The organism is Achromobacter sp. JUb104 (assembly GCF_024806975.1).
Lineage (GTDB): Bacteria > Pseudomonadota > Gammaproteobacteria > Burkholderiales > Burkholderiaceae_B > Achromobacter > Achromobacter spanius.
Window position 1 is genome coordinate 979768 of record NZ_JANUEY010000003.1, and the last position, 15526, is coordinate 995293.

14 protein-coding genes are annotated in these 15526 nt (G+C 62.3%); 2 read left to right on the forward strand and 12 right to left on the reverse strand.

Annotated features, from left to right (window positions below):
- Positions 1-7: 7 nt before the first annotated feature.
- A complete protein-coding gene (locus M2361_RS24885) occupies positions 8-508 on the forward strand; it encodes a hypothetical protein (RefSeq protein WP_259252462.1) in 501 nt (166 codons plus the stop codon).
- 72 nt (positions 509-580) lie between these two features.
- On the opposite strand, the gene M2361_RS24890 is transcribed toward M2361_RS24885, so the two are convergent.
- The 12 genes from M2361_RS24890 to M2361_RS24945 all read right to left on the reverse strand — a co-directional run bounded on the left by M2361_RS24890 (position 581) and on the right by M2361_RS24945 (position 14490).
- Positions 581-1441: a DUF3304 domain-containing protein gene (locus tag M2361_RS24890; protein ID WP_259252463.1), complete on the reverse strand. Its 861-nt coding sequence runs from the start codon at positions 1439-1441 to the stop codon at positions 581-583.
- On the reverse strand, positions 1426-2286 hold the full coding sequence (locus M2361_RS24895) for a hypothetical protein (protein WP_259252464.1): 861 nt from the start codon (positions 2284-2286) through the stop codon (positions 1426-1428). Before M2361_RS24895 ends, M2361_RS24890 begins: the two co-directional genes overlap by 16 nt.
- Positions 2271-3131 carry a hypothetical protein gene (locus M2361_RS24900; RefSeq protein WP_259252465.1) on the reverse strand — a complete coding sequence of 287 codons (861 nt, stop codon included), beginning with the start codon at positions 3129-3131 and terminating at the stop codon, positions 2271-2273. The genes M2361_RS24895 and M2361_RS24900 overlap by 16 nt, the downstream gene beginning before the upstream one ends.
- Before the next feature lie 65 nt (positions 3132-3196).
- Complete coding sequence (locus M2361_RS24905) at positions 3197-3976, reverse strand: hypothetical protein (protein WP_259252466.1); 780 nt, start codon at positions 3974-3976, stop codon at positions 3197-3199.
- Positions 3977-4041: 65 nt separating this feature from the next.
- Positions 4042-4821: a hypothetical protein gene (locus M2361_RS24910; RefSeq protein ID WP_259252467.1), complete on the reverse strand. Its 780-nt coding sequence runs from the start codon at positions 4819-4821 to the stop codon at positions 4042-4044.
- Between the two features lie 63 nt (positions 4822-4884).
- Positions 4885-5664: a hypothetical protein gene (locus tag M2361_RS24915; protein ID WP_259252468.1), complete on the reverse strand. Its 780-nt coding sequence runs from the start codon at positions 5662-5664 to the stop codon at positions 4885-4887.
- Positions 5657-6358, reverse strand: coding sequence for a DUF3304 domain-containing protein (locus M2361_RS24920; protein ID WP_259252469.1), 702 nt, complete (start codon positions 6356-6358; stop codon positions 5657-5659). The genes M2361_RS24915 and M2361_RS24920 overlap by 8 nt, the downstream gene beginning before the upstream one ends.
- A 95-nt stretch (positions 6359-6453) precedes the next feature.
- Positions 6454-8772: a DUF2235 domain-containing protein gene (locus M2361_RS24925; protein WP_259252470.1), complete on the reverse strand. Its 2319-nt coding sequence runs from the start codon at positions 8770-8772 to the stop codon at positions 6454-6456.
- The gene (locus M2361_RS24930; protein ID WP_259252471.1) at positions 8765-9544 is read right to left on the reverse strand and encodes a DUF3304 domain-containing protein; all 780 of its coding nucleotides are present in this window, start codon (positions 9542-9544) and stop codon (positions 8765-8767) included. The genes M2361_RS24925 and M2361_RS24930 overlap by 8 nt, the downstream gene beginning before the upstream one ends.
- 62 nt (positions 9545-9606) lie before the next feature.
- The gene (locus M2361_RS24935; RefSeq protein ID WP_259252472.1) at positions 9607-10587 is read right to left on the reverse strand and encodes a DUF4123 domain-containing protein; all 981 of its coding nucleotides are present in this window, start codon (positions 10585-10587) and stop codon (positions 9607-9609) included.
- A gap of 5 nt (positions 10588-10592) precedes the next feature.
- Positions 10593-13541 carry a type VI secretion system Vgr family protein gene (locus M2361_RS24940; RefSeq protein WP_259252473.1) on the reverse strand — a complete coding sequence of 983 codons (2949 nt, stop codon included), beginning with the start codon at positions 13539-13541 and terminating at the stop codon, positions 10593-10595.
- A 73-nt stretch (positions 13542-13614) separates the two neighbouring features.
- Positions 13615-14490 (reverse strand): hypothetical protein, encoded by an 876-nt coding sequence (locus M2361_RS24945; RefSeq protein ID WP_259252474.1) that lies wholly within the window; start codon positions 14488-14490, stop codon positions 13615-13617.
- Between the two features lie 192 nt (positions 14491-14682).
- Between M2361_RS24945 and M2361_RS24950 the strand changes: the two genes are divergently transcribed.
- A complete protein-coding gene (locus tag M2361_RS24950; protein ID WP_404976451.1) occupies positions 14683-15525 on the forward strand; it encodes a M15 family metallopeptidase in 843 nt (280 codons plus the stop codon).
- Position 15526: the final 1 nt, after the last annotated feature.

Sequence of the window (15526 nt, forward strand, 5' to 3'; positions counted from 1 at the left end):
AACCGACATGCCCATCATGACGACCGACTGGATTGAACCCGCCACCTTCGCTTCGGTGCCCGCGCACTCGCAGAAGGAACACGCCTGCATGCCGCCGCTGCAAGGCTACGACGCGCAAATGCGCATCGCCGCACCCACCCGCGTGACGATCCGCGACGGCAGCACGCTGACCATCCCCGTGTGCGCGCGCGGCATCCTGCCCGTGGTGGAAAACCCGCAACTGCCGCGTTTTGTGGCGGTGGATACGCGCACCGGCAAGGTGTACCGCGGCATCGCGTTCAACTACGTCCGACCCAAGCTGCCCAACGTGTCGGTCGACCCCAGCGAGGGTGCACCCCCGCCCAAGATCCCGCTACCGCTCGGCATGACGGTAGAAACGCGCTTCACCACTGATATGGCCGGCGTACTGCACCTGCCCGCCACGCCCGCGACGTACGAGGTGTATATCGAGGCAGAGAACGTGAAGTCGAATACGGTGACGATCGAGGTGGAGGCGGGGAAGAAGTAAGGGTGGCAAAGGGGGGATCTTGCGGCGCTGCCTTAAGCGTTGCTGAGGCGAACTCGCTCCAGTTTTAGCCGATCAACCCTTTACGCATGCTTCACTTCCAGGCATGCCCACCGCATGCACTTTCGTGGCTACGGCAATTCCTTGAACCTCGCTGCACACGTTCTTGTCTCCGGGCGGAGCGCCAGTCGCCTTCATCTGGGCGATCTTCTCTTTTGACAGTGCAAACACCGCGCGGCCAAAGTCGCCCGGTTTTCGGTTCTTGTCTTTCAGGATTGCCGAAATCTGTGCGTCGCTTTCGAAGTCCGAAGCGACCGTGAAGTAAAGGTACATGTACCCACGCATGTCTTCTGCATCTTCAATGCGGTACCGCTGCCAGGCCTGCTTGGCGACCTTCGGAAGCACGTCCGCCAAGTCGTGGATATCCTGGTATTCGACCAGTTCATCACGATGATCCGCATACAGCCATCGCAGGGTATCGACGATCGGAATTCTTACCTGTCCCACCAGATTGCGGCTTAGCGCAAGCTCCATGTGTTCGTCGGGGTAGATATGCAATTCCAGGATCAAAGGGCCATCGCCTTTGGGGATCTTCGTGGCGGGAAAATGTACCTTCGTTTCCTTCTTGAAGAGCGCCTCTTTGTACCTGCCGTCAAACAGGTGCTTGCGCATCAGAACGGCGTCCCCGCCGCTCCATGTCACCGTGAACTCCGTTCCCTTCAACGAGTAGCAGCACGCCACTCTCCCCGCACCCTCGCCAGGCGGAATGGCGCCCGAACCGGCCATGCCACCAGAGGCGTCGCGAAGGCGTACCGACTCCAGGTTCCAAGGGGTGTAGTTATACGTAATGAAGCTGACGCCTGAGTAAGTAGGCTCGGCATTGCAGCCAGCCGATAGACCCAGCCAAATCAGCACGCCGATCAGTTCTTTACGCATGCCTGATCTCCCATCATTCCAACCGCATGCACTTTCGCAGCCGCGACGACTCCTTGAACCTCATCGCACACGTTCTTGTCTCCGGGCGGTGCGCCAGTCGCCTTCATTTGCGCGATCTTGTCTTTTGACAACGCAGCCACCGCGCGACCAAAGTCGCCAGGCTTTCGGTTTGGCGCTTTCAACATCGCCGCTATCTCTGCATCTTTTTCAAAATCGGACGCCACCATGAAATAGAGATACATGTAGGCGCGCATGTCTCCGGCATCTTCGATGCGGTAACGCATCCAGGCTTGCTTCGTGACCCTTGCAAGAACATCTCCCAACTGATCAGCGTGCTCGTATTCGACCAGCTCGTCGCGATACTTCCTATACAACCAGCGAACGGTATCGACGATGGGGATCCTGGCATCCCCTGCCAGGTTGCGGGTCAACGCAAGCTCCATATGTTCATCGGGATAGATATGCAACTCCAGGATTGGCATTCCATCGCCGTCGGGCATTTCCGTCGCCGGAAAATGCACCGACGTTTCCTTCTCGAACATCACCTCGTCGAGCTTGCCGTCGAACATGTGCTTGCGAATCAAATCGGGGTCGGCCCCGCTCCACGTGACCGTGAAATCAGTGCCTGAAAACGTGTAGCAGCAAGAAACCCTTCCCGCGCCCCCGCCAGCAGCGAGCGAGCTGGAACCCGCCACATTCCCCGCGCTGTCACTGAGGTGAACCGGCGCCAAGTTCCACGGCGTGTAGTTGTAGGTAATGAAGCTGACGCCTGAATAGGTGGGCTTGCCATCGCAGCCGGCCAGCAGGCCCAGCGATATCAGCGCGCCGATCAGTCCTTTGCGCATTCCGTATCTCCGACCATTCCCACTGCATGCACTTTCGTTGCCGCGACGATTCCTCGAACCTCATTGCACACGTTCTTATCTCCAGGTGGTGCGCCAGTCGCCTTCATCTGCGCGATCTTCTCTTTTGACAGTGCAAACACCGCACGGCCAAAGTCGCCGGGCTTTCGATTCGCATCATTCAACAGCGCGGAGATCTCCGCGTCCTTATCGAAATCAGATGCCACAAGGAAGTACAGATACATGTAGCCGCGCATGTCCCCGGCATCTTCGATGCGGTACCGCAGCCACGCCTGCTTCGTGACCTTTGCTAGAACATTTTTTAACTGGGTCGCGTGCTCGTATCCGCCCAGCTCATTCCGGTATTCGCCGTACAGCCAGCGAGCGGTGTCGATAATCGGGATCCTGGCGTTGCCCGTTAGCTTGCGGCTCAACGCAAGCTCCATATGTTCATCGGGATAGATGTGCAGTTCCAGGATGAGCGTGCCATCCCCACCGGGTATCTTCGTGTCCGGGAAATGCACCGCCGCTTCCTTCTTGAAGAGCACCTCGTCGAATTTGTCGTCGAACAGATGTTTTCGAAGCAAATCCGGATCGCCACCGCTCCACTCAACGGTGAAGTCGGTGCCCTTGAACGTGTAGCAGCAGGAGACCCTTCCCGCGCCTCCGCCGGGAGCCAGTGTGCTGGAACTGGCCACGTTGCCGGATGCGTCACTAAGGCTAACCGGCTCCAGGTTCCAGGGCGTGTAGTTGTACGTAATGAAACTGACGCCTGAATAGGTCGGTTCGGCATTGCAGCCGGCCAGTAGGCCCAGCCATATCAGCACGCCGATCAATCCCTTACGCATGGGTCGCCCCCAAGCCACCTAGCGCCCAGCTTTCATACTGCCGCCGCATCGCTTTGAATTTCTCGTCAGACATTCTTGTCTCCCGGAGGCGCCCCCGATGCCTTCATACGCGCGAGCTTTTCAGCCGGCAACGCAGCAACGGCCCGTCCGAAGTCTCCGGGCTTTCTCGTCGAGTCATTCAGCAACGCAGCGATCTCCGCATCCTTGTCAAAATCCGATGCAACGACGAAGTACAGATACATATAGCCGCGCATGTCTTCGGCGCCTTCGATGCGGTATTGCATCCAAGCCCGCTTCGTGACTTTTGCCAGAACGTCTCTCAACTGATAAGCGTGCTCGTAGCCCACCAGTTCGCTACGGTACTTTTCATACAACCAGTGCGTGGTGTCGACGATCGGAATCCTGGTTTGTCCCTCCAGCTTGCGGCTCAACGCTAGTTCCATGTGCTCATCGGGATAGATGTGCAATTCCAGAATGAGCGAGCCGTCGCCATCCGGCACCTTCGTCGCGGGGAAATGCACCGACGTTTCTTTTTTGAAGAGCACCTCGCCGTACTTGCCGTCGTACATATGCTTGCGCATCAATACGGGATCGCCTCCACTCCATTTCACGGTGAAGTCAGTTCCCGTAAACGTGTAGCAGCAAGAGATGCTTCCCTCGCCCCCGCCAGGAGGCAGTGTGCTGGAACCGGCGACGCTTCCCGATGCATCACTGAGGCGCAGCGGCTCCAAACTCCAAGGCGTGTAGTTGTACGCAATGAGGCTGACGCCGGAATAGGTAGGCTCGCCATTGCAACCGGCCAGTAGGCCCAGCGATATCAGTACGCCGATCAGCCCTTTACGCATTGACGAGTTCCGTGGAGCCCTGTTCCCCGCAAGATCGCTGTCGCGGTGTCTCGCTGCGCGTCACCTCACACATTCTTGTCCCCCGGCGGCGCGCCAGTCGCCTTCATTTGCGCGGTCCTTTCTTCAGATAGTGCAGCCACTGCCCGGCCAAAGTCGCCAGGCTTTCGATTTGGGTCATTCAACAGCGCGGCGATCTCCGCATCCGTGTCGAAATCCGATGCCACAAGGAAGTACAGATACATGTAGCCGCGCATGTCCCCGGCGTCTTCGATGCGATATTGCATCCAGGCGCGCTTCGCGACCTTTGAGAGCACATCGTTCACCTGGTCTGAGTGCTCGTAATTGGCCAACTCGTCGCGGTGATTTTTGTACAGCCAGCGCGTGGTTTCGACGATCGGGATCCTGACTTGTCCCGCCAGATTGCGGCTTAGCGCAAGCTCCATGTGTTCATCGGGATAGATGTGCAGTTCCAGGATGAGCGTGCCATCGCCGTCGGGTATCTTCGTGGCGGGAAAATGTACCGCCGCTTCCTTCTTGAATTTCACCTCGTCGAACTTGCCGTCAAACAGATGCTTGCGAAGCAGATCCGGATCGCCGCCGCTCCATTTCACGGTGAATTCGGTGCCTTTGAAGGTGTAGCAGCAAGAGACGCTTCCAGCGCCCCCGCCTGGGATTAGCGTGCTGGAACCAGCCACGTTGCCGGATGCGTCACTGAGCTGAACTGGCTCCAAGTTCCAAGGCGTGTAGTTGTACGCAATGAAGCTGACGCCTGAGTAGGTCGGCTCGGCATTGCAGCCGGCCAACAGGCCCAGCCCTATCAGCATGCCGATCAGCCCTTTATGCATTCACGGCCCCGTGTTGCCAAACGCACCGTAGTCCACCAAAGCGGTGTCTCGTTAAGCCCGACTTCACGCATTCTTGTCTCCCGGAGGCGCGCCGTTCTCCTTCATGTGCTCGATTTTTTCTTTCGATAGCGCAGACACCGCACGACCAAAATCACCCGGCTTTCTGTTCGCGTCATTCAACAGCGCAGCGATCTCCGCGTCCTTGTCGAAATCCGATGCGACAACGAAGTACAGATACATGTAGCCGCGCATGTCCTCGACGTCTTCGATGCGGTATTGCATCCAAGCCTGCTTGGCGACCTTGCCCAACACAAGCCCGACCTCATGAATATTGCGGTAATCGTTCAGCGCATCGCGGTGCGTTGCATAGAGCCACCGCGTCGTATCGATGATCGGAATTCTTACCTGGCCGAACAGCTTTCGGCTCAGTGCAAGCTCCATGCGTTCGTCGGGATATATATGCAGCTCAAGGATGAGAGGGCCGTCGCCGGCCGGCGCAGGCGCAGCAGGGAAATGCACCTTGGTCGCTTTTTTGAACATCACTTCGTCAAGCTTTCCGTCGAACAAATGCTGGCGCATTACGTCCACATCTCCACCGCGCCATTGCACGGTGAAATCCGTGCCCTTTAGGGTGTAGCAGCACGAGACACTTCCCTCACCTCCCCCGGGTGGGACGGCGGCAGTTCCGGCTGACGCGCCCGAGGCGTCGACCAGGCGAACCGAGGCCAGCTCCCACGGCGTGTAGTTGTACGTAATGAAGCTGACGCCTGAGTAGGTCGACTCGGCATTGCAGCCGGCCAATATGCCAAGCCCCAACAGCGCGCCAACCGCCGCCCTACGCATTCTTGTCTCCCGGTGGGGTGCCCGACTTTTTGATCTGATCAAGCCTGCTCTGCGGCAACGCCGCGACTTCCTGGGCAAAGTCGCCCGGCGCTCGTCCCGGCCGCTCCAGAATCGCCTTCATCTGCGCATCCGAATCGAAGTTCGAGGCGACGGTAAAGTACAGCCGCATGTACTGGCGCATGTCTTGCGCGTCCTCGATCTTGTATTTCGTCCATGCTTGCTTGGCGACCTTCGCGAGGACATAACGCAACTCATGTATGTCTTCGTAATCGACCAGTTCATCTCGATGATGCTCGTAAAGCCAACGGGTCGTGTCAGGAATTGGAATTCTGGCCTGACCCAATAGCTGTCGACTCAAGGCAAGCTCGATGTGCTCATCGGGATAGATGTGCAATTCCACAATGAGCGGGCCTTCGCCCGCAGGGGCTTCCTGATACGGGAAATGCACCTTCGTTTCTTTGGCGAAGAGCACGTCGTCGAATTTTCCATCGAACATATGCTTGCGCATCAGGTCAGCGTCACCACCGCGCCACCTGACCGTGAAGTCCGTTCCTTTAAGCGTGTAGCAGCACGACACGCTGCCTTCACCGCCGCCAGACCGAATCATGCCGCTTCCGGCTATAGCGCCTGAAGCGTCGATAATTCGAACGGAGGTCAAGTCCCAGGGCGTGTAGTTGTAGGTGATGACGCTCACGTTCTGGTACGTGGGCTCGGCATTGCAGCCGGCCAACAACCCCAGGCAACACAGCATCGCGATCCATGCCCTACGCATGTCTGTCGCTCGCCCCGTCAAGGCCGCACGGGGGTCATCTGTTGAATGTTCTGCTCTGCTCGCGCGGCCTGGGCCTCGACCTTTTCCGCGTTGCGCATGTCCTTGGCTCGCTGCGACATTTCCGCCTTGGCGTCGGTCTTGGCGAACACATCCTTGTCGCGGACGCGGAAGTACATCGTGGTGCTGGCCAGCAGGTGATCGGGCCAACTGCTCAACATGGCGTCGTGCACCAGCCAGTCGAACAAGGTCATGACCTTGGGGGGCAACTGCGTTTTGCCGTCGCGGGCGTCGCGCCAGGCGGTCAGCAGGCGTTGCTGAACCGCGCGCTCGACCTTGATGTCGGCCAGGGGATCGGCCGCCTTTTCTGGCGTGCCGCCGCCGCGCTTGATCAAGTCGTTGCGCATGTTCTCGCGGTCGCGCATGTCCTGGTCCATCAACTCCATGGTGCGCAACACTTGCGGGCTATTGCGCTCCAGGTCCGCGCGGCGCTGCGCGGTATCGGCATCCTGCTGTTCCGCGCGTTCCAGGCTCTTGTACTCCTCTTCCAGACGCTCCCAGAGCGGCTTGAATCGTTGCGGCGGCAATTCGCCACGGCTTTCCGAGGCGCGTTGCCAACGCTCATTCTTAAGCGCCTCCAGCTCGCGCAAGCGGGCCGTATTTTCCGGCTTGTTGCGTTCCTCGGCGGGCAATGCCGACACGCGCCGCAGCTCTTCGTTGTACTCCTGTTCCGGCGTGAAGAAATCGCGATCCTTAATCCACGCCTCGGCCGGATCCGACAATTCGGCGCGGAACGTCGGGTCTTGATAACGCACGGCCAGCCAACGCAGGAATGCCTCCATATGCGGCATGAAGTCTATGCCGGGCTCGTACTTGACCACCTCGCGATACGCTTTGACCAGATCCAGGATCTGGTTTTTCGTACTGCCATCCACAATCGGTTCGGACAGCGAAAACTGCAGATAGGTATCGGGCTTCAGGTCGGCCAGCCGCTCCATGCTATGAAAGGCCGCGCCGTGCGAAAGGGCCTGGTTCATCATGTCGCGCAGCGCCACGCGCGACAGCTCTACGCGCGCATTCAGCGACCCGGGCGGACTGACACCCGTCACATCGCCACTGGACCCCGGATACAGATACTGCAGGCCGCGCGTCTTCTCCAGGCTGTCCATGCGCTGGTTGCGACGCAGCTCATGCGCGGCCGCGTAATGCACGCACATCTGCACGGCGGCCGGCACTGTCAGCGTCCGATCCTTGTGCGTCTGTTTGATGAGGTCAGTGACAGGAAAGAAGCCCAGGAACGTGTTTTCGTCCATGATGGACGCGACCGAATCAAGCAGACCCATGAAGCGGATCTGGATATCGGCATCTGACTTGTTCTTTGTTCGGTCGCCAATCACCGCCAGGTCTGCATCGTGACGACGGCGGTACTTCTTGACCAAATCATTGACGAACTGGCGCGCGACCACGCCCCCCCGGTCCGCGCCGAACACGGTGATTTCAATGCGGCGCACATTCTGCCCTTCGCTCACGGCGTCGTAGGCCGCCTTGAACTGCCGCAATGCCGAGTCCACGCGCACGTCAACGCCCGTACCCATCAGGTAGGCCACCGTTTCCTGATCGCGGATGATCGGCACCGTTTCCATCATGGTTGACTTGGCCGCTTCCTTGCCGGCCGTCCATGCGACCTTCAGCGGATTCTTCTTGAAGCCCGACCAGAAGCCGCGAATGGTCGCGCGCGCGCGGTTCACCACTCGCTCGGGGTCCCACGCATTCCAGATCCGGACGGCCTTTTCGGGCAGCGTTCGCACATCTTTCACGACGTCCTTGTACGCCTTGACCATCGGCTGATAGGACGACTCACGCAGCGACTTTTTCACCGCCGCCGTCAGGCGCCCGGTGAGCTTATGGTTCGGAATCTCATCCGTGCGCAAGACATTACCGACGTTGGCCGATATCGCCTTTTGCGCGTTGCTGGCCGCTTTCATGCCCGCCTTCGCGGCGGCATAGATCATGTCGTCATTCTCCGCATCGGCATTCAGATCCGTGCCCAGGCCCGAGTAGTAAAACCGGAACCAGTGGTGCTTTTCAGGGCGACCGGGATCGCTCTGGACGTAGTGCGCTTCCCATAAGCGGCAGATGTTCGAGTAGTACGTCGGGTGCTTCGCATCTTCATCGCGGCTACGGCCAAAGCCATCAAAGAAGAACCCCATCCGCAGAACCGCACCGCATTCATTGCAGTCGTCCTTGGGGTAAGCCGCCTCATTCTGGGCCATCGCCTTCAGCACCGATGCCGGCGTACGGTTCTCCGGCGGCAAATCACTGGATTGCGCGTCAGACATTCTTATCTCCCGGCGGGGTACCCATGGCTTTGATCTGCTCCAGCTTCGCCTGCGGCAACGCCGCGACCTCCCGGGCGAAATCGCCCGGCGCGCGGCCCGGCTTGTCCAGGATCGCCTTCACCTGCGCATCCGAATCGAAGTTCGATGCCACCGTGAAGTACAACAACATGTATTGGCGCAGGTCTTGCTTGTCTTCGATGCGATATTTCTTCCATGCCGCCTGCAACACCTTCGCGGTCGCGCGCAGCAGTTCGGCGTCGCTGCGGTAGGCGCCAAGCGATGCGCGATGCTCGCGCCACAGCCAATCCACGGTATCGACGATGGGAATCCGCGTCTGGCCCAGCAGTTTGCGGCTTAGCGCCAGCTCCATGTGTTCGTCAGGGTAAATGTGCAGTTCCAGATACAGCGGGCCATCACCCGCCGGGATCTCGGCGGCCGGAAAGTTGATGGCGCCCTGCCGGTCGAAATAGAGCGAGTCGGCTTTGCCATCGTGCAAATGCTTGCGCAGCAACTCGGCGTCGACGCCGCGCCAATCCACAGTGAACTCGGTACCTTTAAGCGTGAAGCAGCAGGTCACCGAACCCTCGCCGCCCCCCGGGCTGACCTGCATCGTCGACGCCACGCCATCACCCTTGTCCTTGACGCTGATGCTGCGGATATTCCACGGCGTGTAGTTATAGGCGATGAAACTGACGCCTTGGTAGACCGGCTCGCTATTGCAACCCGCCAGCATGCCCAGCCACAACAGCGCGGCGATCAATCCCTTACGCATTCGTATCTCCTGAATCGAAATTCGGCGCCACGGTTAAGGCCGCCAGCCTGGTGGTCACGCCCCTACGCATCACGACCATCCCGACCGGCCCAATGCAAGGCCTGCACCTCATCCCACACCGCATCCGGCACGCCCGCCAGCGCCTTTGCCAGCGCGCCGTCATCACCTGGCTGATACCCCAGCAAGCCCTCACGGATCAGCGGATGCTCATCAAAGCGCGGCGAAATCGATATGCCCCACGCCACATAATCAAACGTGTCCTTGTCGCCCGCCACGCCATGTGCGCGCGCGCGTTCCAACTGCGCTTGCACGCGCGGCACCAGCGCGTCCTGATCCGGGTCGCCGGGCAGCAGACCGGGATACAGGCGGCGTAGTTGCACCGCGAGCTTGTCGGGGTAGTCCAGGTCGAACAGCATCTGGTGCTGCTCGGGCGAGAAGCGTTGGATGCCGTCGGGTTGGTCTGCGGGCAGCCTGCCGGTGCCCGACAGTTCAGCCAGCGATCCGTCACGCAGTGCGTAGCGCAAGGTGATGAGGGGCGAGGCGAAGCGGGCGCGTTGTTCGGCGGTCCAGACTTGCAGGGCGCGCGCCAGGATGCGGGTGTCGTACCAGTGCAGGAAGAACTCGCTGGCGTCGGGTAAGGCGTAGTCGCAGAAGCGGCCGAAGTGCGCGATCAGTTTTTCCAGGGGCACGGCGGACGCGAAGCTCATCATGGCGTAGCGGCCGCTGCTGCGTTCGTGCAGGGCATTCAGTACGCGGACCAGCGGCGTACTGAAATCCACCCGGGGCGGCCCGCGCAGCACGCCCTGGGACGCGCCGTCCACTTCAATCAGCAGGGGCGCGACATCGCCGTAGATGTCCAGCCCGGTCTGCGCCCAGACCGAGCCGAAGCTCATGTCTTCGGTGGCGGTGATGCGGGCCAGCAGATCGGGGTGGCCACGAAAATCAATGATCACGTACGCCCGCGCGGCTTCGCCGTAGGGGCCACGGTGATGCGGCAATTCCGCGAAAGTGGAAAGCAGCGCCTGCTGCCAGGAATAAGCCATCGTCCTTACGCCTTGTCGGTGATGGACTGCACGCTCTCCTGGGCGTCCAGCACGCAGCTTTTGCAGACCGTGAACTGCGGAAACGGATACGGCATCTGCGTGGGGCCGGAGAATTGTTTGTTGCCGGTCTTGACGTCGATGCGGCCCGGCGCGGTGACCGTGATGTTGCCGCCTTCGATGACGATGCTGGCGCCCGCCGCGTTGGCGATGCGGATGCGCTTGGGCGAGGCGTATTCAATGCCGGCGTTGGCGCTGATCATGCGCAAGTCCTGCTGCGCCTGCACGGTCAGCACGTCGTGCTGCGAGATCACGTCGACTTCGCCGGTGCCGGCGATGAGATCCAGGCCCGACTCGGCGCCGCCCTTTTGTACGCCGGCCACGATGCCCAGCGCCTGGCCCGTATGCACGCGCAGCGAGCCGACGACGGCCAGGTTGTGGTCTTGTCCGGCCGACCAATGCACCAGTTCGCCCGCCGCCACCTGCACATTGCGGCCGGCCGCCTGCGTCAAGCCGGCGCGGCCCGCCATCAGCACCAAGGGGTCGGTCAGGTGCGGCACTTTGCCGTCGACCACTTCCGTGTGCTTGGCCGAGGCGTCGCCCGCCGCGCCGCCGACAGCCTGGCCGTCCACCGTGCCGGAGACGGCGTGCGTCATGGCGGCCAGGGGCGCGCGTTCGCCGTCCAGGCGGCTGGCGCCCGCCGACGTGGTGCCGCGTGCCGAGGCCAGGCGCACGCCTTGGTGCGCGCCGATCACGCCATCAAACGACTGCGCCATGATGTCGGCCTGTCCGGCCAGCGCCAGGGGCGCCGCCGCGTCACCGGCGGGTTCGCTGCCGCCGGCCGTGTAGGTGGTGAGCAGCACGCCCGCGCCGCCGCGCAAGGCGCCGAACGCATCGGTGCGCAATTCCGCGCCCACGCCACGCACGTTGCCGCGATAGTTGCCGGCCTGGTGGATCAGATGGCCCAGGTTGAGTTCGCTGGCGGACTGTGTGGACTTGATCTGCATGCGCAGCTGGCCGTCGCTGTCGTCGAAGACGATCTGGTTGTAGCCGTCGCCGCCGAATTCCTTGCTCTTGAAGCCGCTTAGCGCCGCCGCGTTGCGATGCTGTTCGTCGCCGGCCGCCGCGCCATGCCAGGCTGGTGCGTTGCCGCTGGCCAGGTTGGCCTGGGCGCTGGGCTTGCCGTCCATGGCGGCCGCGTAAACCTCGGTGTTCATGGGCTCGCCGGACTTGCCGCCGGGCGTGGACGGAATGCCGCCTTCGCCGCGCCCGTTGTAGAGCGCGCCAACGACCAGGGGCTGATCGATGTCTTCATCCAAGAAGCGCACCAGCACTTCCTGGCCGATACGCGGCACGAAGCTCATGCCCATGCCCGCGCCCGCCTGGCGTTGCGCCACGCGCGCCCAGCGGCTTTTAGCCAGGCCATCGCCATCGGCCTGCCAATGAAAGCGCACGCGCACGTCGCCGCGCGCGTTGCGGTGGATCTCGTCTTCGCCGCTGGCCTCGGTGGCGCCTTCTGCGTTGGTGACGATGGCGGTGTGTACGCCCACGGCGGACGGCGCGCCCGCGAGTCTTGCCCCGCGCGCAGCGGCGGGCAAGGCCCGCCAAGGGCGGTCGCAGCGCACGGCGCGAAAGCGATTGGCATAGCCGACCTCGTGCGCGCGCGCCAGCACGGCGGCGTCGGGGCGGCTTGCGCCGATTTGAGCATCGTCTTGATGGAGGTTGGGGGCTATGGCGTCGTCGCTTGCGTCGTCGATGGCGTAGTTGATCGCGTGGCCACTGTCCGCGCCGTGTTCCGACTCGGACGCCGCGTCGTCTTCAAAGCACAGGAAGTTGTCCAGCCCGCCCAGCTTGTCGGCCAGGCTGGCGTCTGCCTGCCCGGGCAAGTTGTTGATGCCGACGTGTTCCAGGCGATCCAGCGCGAAGGCAGGCTCGAACCCTGCCTCGCCCGCTGGCCCCAGCGGCGACATGTCTTGCAGCGTGAAGCGCGTGCCCGATCGGAAGGTGCGCACGTTGCCGCGTCCGATGAAGGTCTCGGCGCTGGCCTGAGCAGCCTGCATCAACAGGCTGGCCTGAAACTGCGCGTGTGCCTGGTTCAGCAAGCCGCCGTGGCCCAGCGGTTCAAACCATTCCAGGCCGGCGCTGTCTTCATCTGAGCCATGGGCGGGGCCGGCCAGCGCCTGGCCGGTCACGGCGTGCTTGCCGCTGTCGTGCCACGCCAGGACCGTTACCCGCTCGACCGCGCGGCGTTGCCTGCGCACCAGGGCCTGCACCCCGTCACGCGTTTCCGTGGCGTGCGCGCGTTGAAAGCGCACGCCCGCGCTTGCGGATTCGGTGTCTTCGGGCAAGCCGCGGCTATCGGCGAAGATCAGCACGGCATGGCGCGCGGGCGCGCCGCTGTCTTCCACGGTGGTCCAGCCCAGGCCCGATTCCGCAAGCAGGCGGGACAGGAAGGCGTAGTCCGTTTCGCGGTACTGCGTGGTGTAGGGGCGCGCGGGCAGATCGGCCAGATGGCGCTCGACATCGTCGGCGACTTTATAGGTGTAGCCCTCGTAGCTGTCCAGCACGTGACGCACGATGTCCAGCACCGGCTGGTTCTCGTAGATGCGGCTGTCGCGCCGCTGAGTGGCCAGCCACAACCAGGGCGCGAGCGTGACGCGGTAGCGCGCCTTGCCCGCATTGCCGCCCAGCATTTCGGCGGCGCGCACGATGCCGCTGCGTCCGGCTTCGCTGCCATCGGCGCGCGTGGCCCACAGCGTGGCCGGGCGCGACACCATGTCATTCAGGTCCAGGCCCGCGTCTTGCGACAGCGCCACCACGCGTGTTTCGCCCAGATCCGACAGGCCTTCGCGCGCGACCCAGCCTTCCACTTGCAGGGACGCCAACGCGCCCTCACCGTCCAAGCGGTAAAGGCGGGATTCGGCGCTGGCACTGCTGTTGCTTGGGTTCACAGCCATGGAGCAAAAACCTTAAGGGGGGACGTCGGTGATAAGGGCCGCAATGGGACGATGACGGTTAAACGATGGCGATTCAGGGTTCGACGTTGGCCTGCGGCGTGGGGCATTCGGCGGCGGTGCCCCACTGGCCCGCGCATACTCTCAGCCGGCATTGCTCGCCTTCAATAAAGCTGAGCTGGCGGCATTCCTTCAAGCGCTCGGACAACGATGATCCCGGCATCACGCGCATGAAGATGCCGTCGGTTTTGTACACGCGGGTGCCGGGTGGCGAAGCAGGCGGCAGGCCGTAGTTCATCAATGCCGACAACAAGGCCGCATCGGTATCGGCCGGCTTGGCGGACTTGCGCGCGGGGTTGCTTGTCGCGGTCGGGCTGGCTGCGGACTTGGCCGCGCGCGGGGCGTCGTTGCCATGTAGCGTGCCGGCTTGCCGCGCGCGCTGTTCGGCCGCCTGGCGCGTGGGACCAGGCGCGGCCGCCGTAGCGGGCGGCGTCATCGCCAGCACGGACAGCGGGTTGGTGGGTTCGCCCAAGGGTTCGGGATCGCCACGGCCCAGGTCCGCGTCTTGCGCGGGTGGCGACTCATCGATGATGGCGGCGACCTCTGGCGGTTTATCAACAGGCGCGGGCGCCACGCTGGCGACGGGCGCAGTTGAAGGACCCTTCGCGACGGACGGGTCGTTGGCCTGCGCCTGCAACGGCGCTGCCGTGTCCTGATGTATGAACCAAGTGATGCCGCCCGCCAACAACGCCAGCAGCAATGCCAGCGTCACCCAGCGACCGGCGCGCGTTCCACGCTGCGTCGCAAGGTGTTTGACCTCGGCTTCGGGCGCGCGCCCTTCAAGCGCGGCCAGGATGCGCGTCGGCTCGGCATCGCCACGCGCACGCGCGGAGCCACTGAGCAAACTCGGCGCGGTCGTCGTAGGGCGAGCTTCTTTTTCGTCTTCTGCCATGCGGGTTCCCGTGTCAGCAGGAGGCGTGTGCAGCCCCCCTGTAACCAAGCCCGTCGAGAATACCCGAACACCTCTTTTCGATCACTCTTCCTTGTTACGATTTCTAAGGGACCGACGCGGTTTGCAACGCCGGATCGCTTGCCTCAAGGGCGAATAGAACAAAAGATTACGCCTTCACATGAGGGACCTATCTTGTTACTGCTACTGCCCCTGTATTTTTTACTGGCGGTGGGCGTCTCCGCTCTCCTGTTTTTTCCGGCTCTGCGCCAAGGCGCGGTGCGGAGTTTGCGCGCGTGCGCACAGGGCGTGGCACGGGGCGCGACGCGTGGCGCAAGCCATGCGGGCGGTGCCGTGGGCGGTACGGCGGGCGCCGTGCAAGGTGGGCTGAAAGTGTCTGCGGGATGGGTCGCGCGGCATCGTTGGCAGGTGGCAATCGGGCTAACAGTTGTATTGCTTCCGTCACTTTTTGCTTTCCTCATGCGACACAATCACACATTCGTTTACAGCCCTCAAATGACGGGTCCGGACCGCAGAATCCAGGCTTTGCTGGAGGGCGAACGGCTGGCGACACCCGCCCCGCTGCCCCCCGAAGCGTTCACCACGCGCGAAGTGGAATTGGTGCGTCCGAAGCTGGGCGGCGCCAGCCGCAATTGGGATCTGCTGGATGCCGATTTCCGTCAGCGCCTGCTGCTGGCCTACCGCATCATGCGCGAGCAGCACGGCTACGAAATGGCGCTGATCGAGGGCTATCGCAGCCCCGAGCGGCAGGAAGAACTGGCGGGCATGGGCTCGCACGTGACGAACGCGGGTGCGTTCCAGAGCTATCACCAATATGGTCTTGCCGCCGACAGCGCGTTCTATCGCGACGGCAAGATCGTCATCTCGGAAAAAGACCCCTGGGCCATGCGCGGCTATGAACTGTTTGGCCAGACCGCCGAACTGGTCGGGCTGACCTGGGGCGGGCGCTGGAAGATGATGGACTTCGGCCACGTAGAACTGCGCCGGCCCGGCGTGATGCAACGGTCGGGAGGCTGAC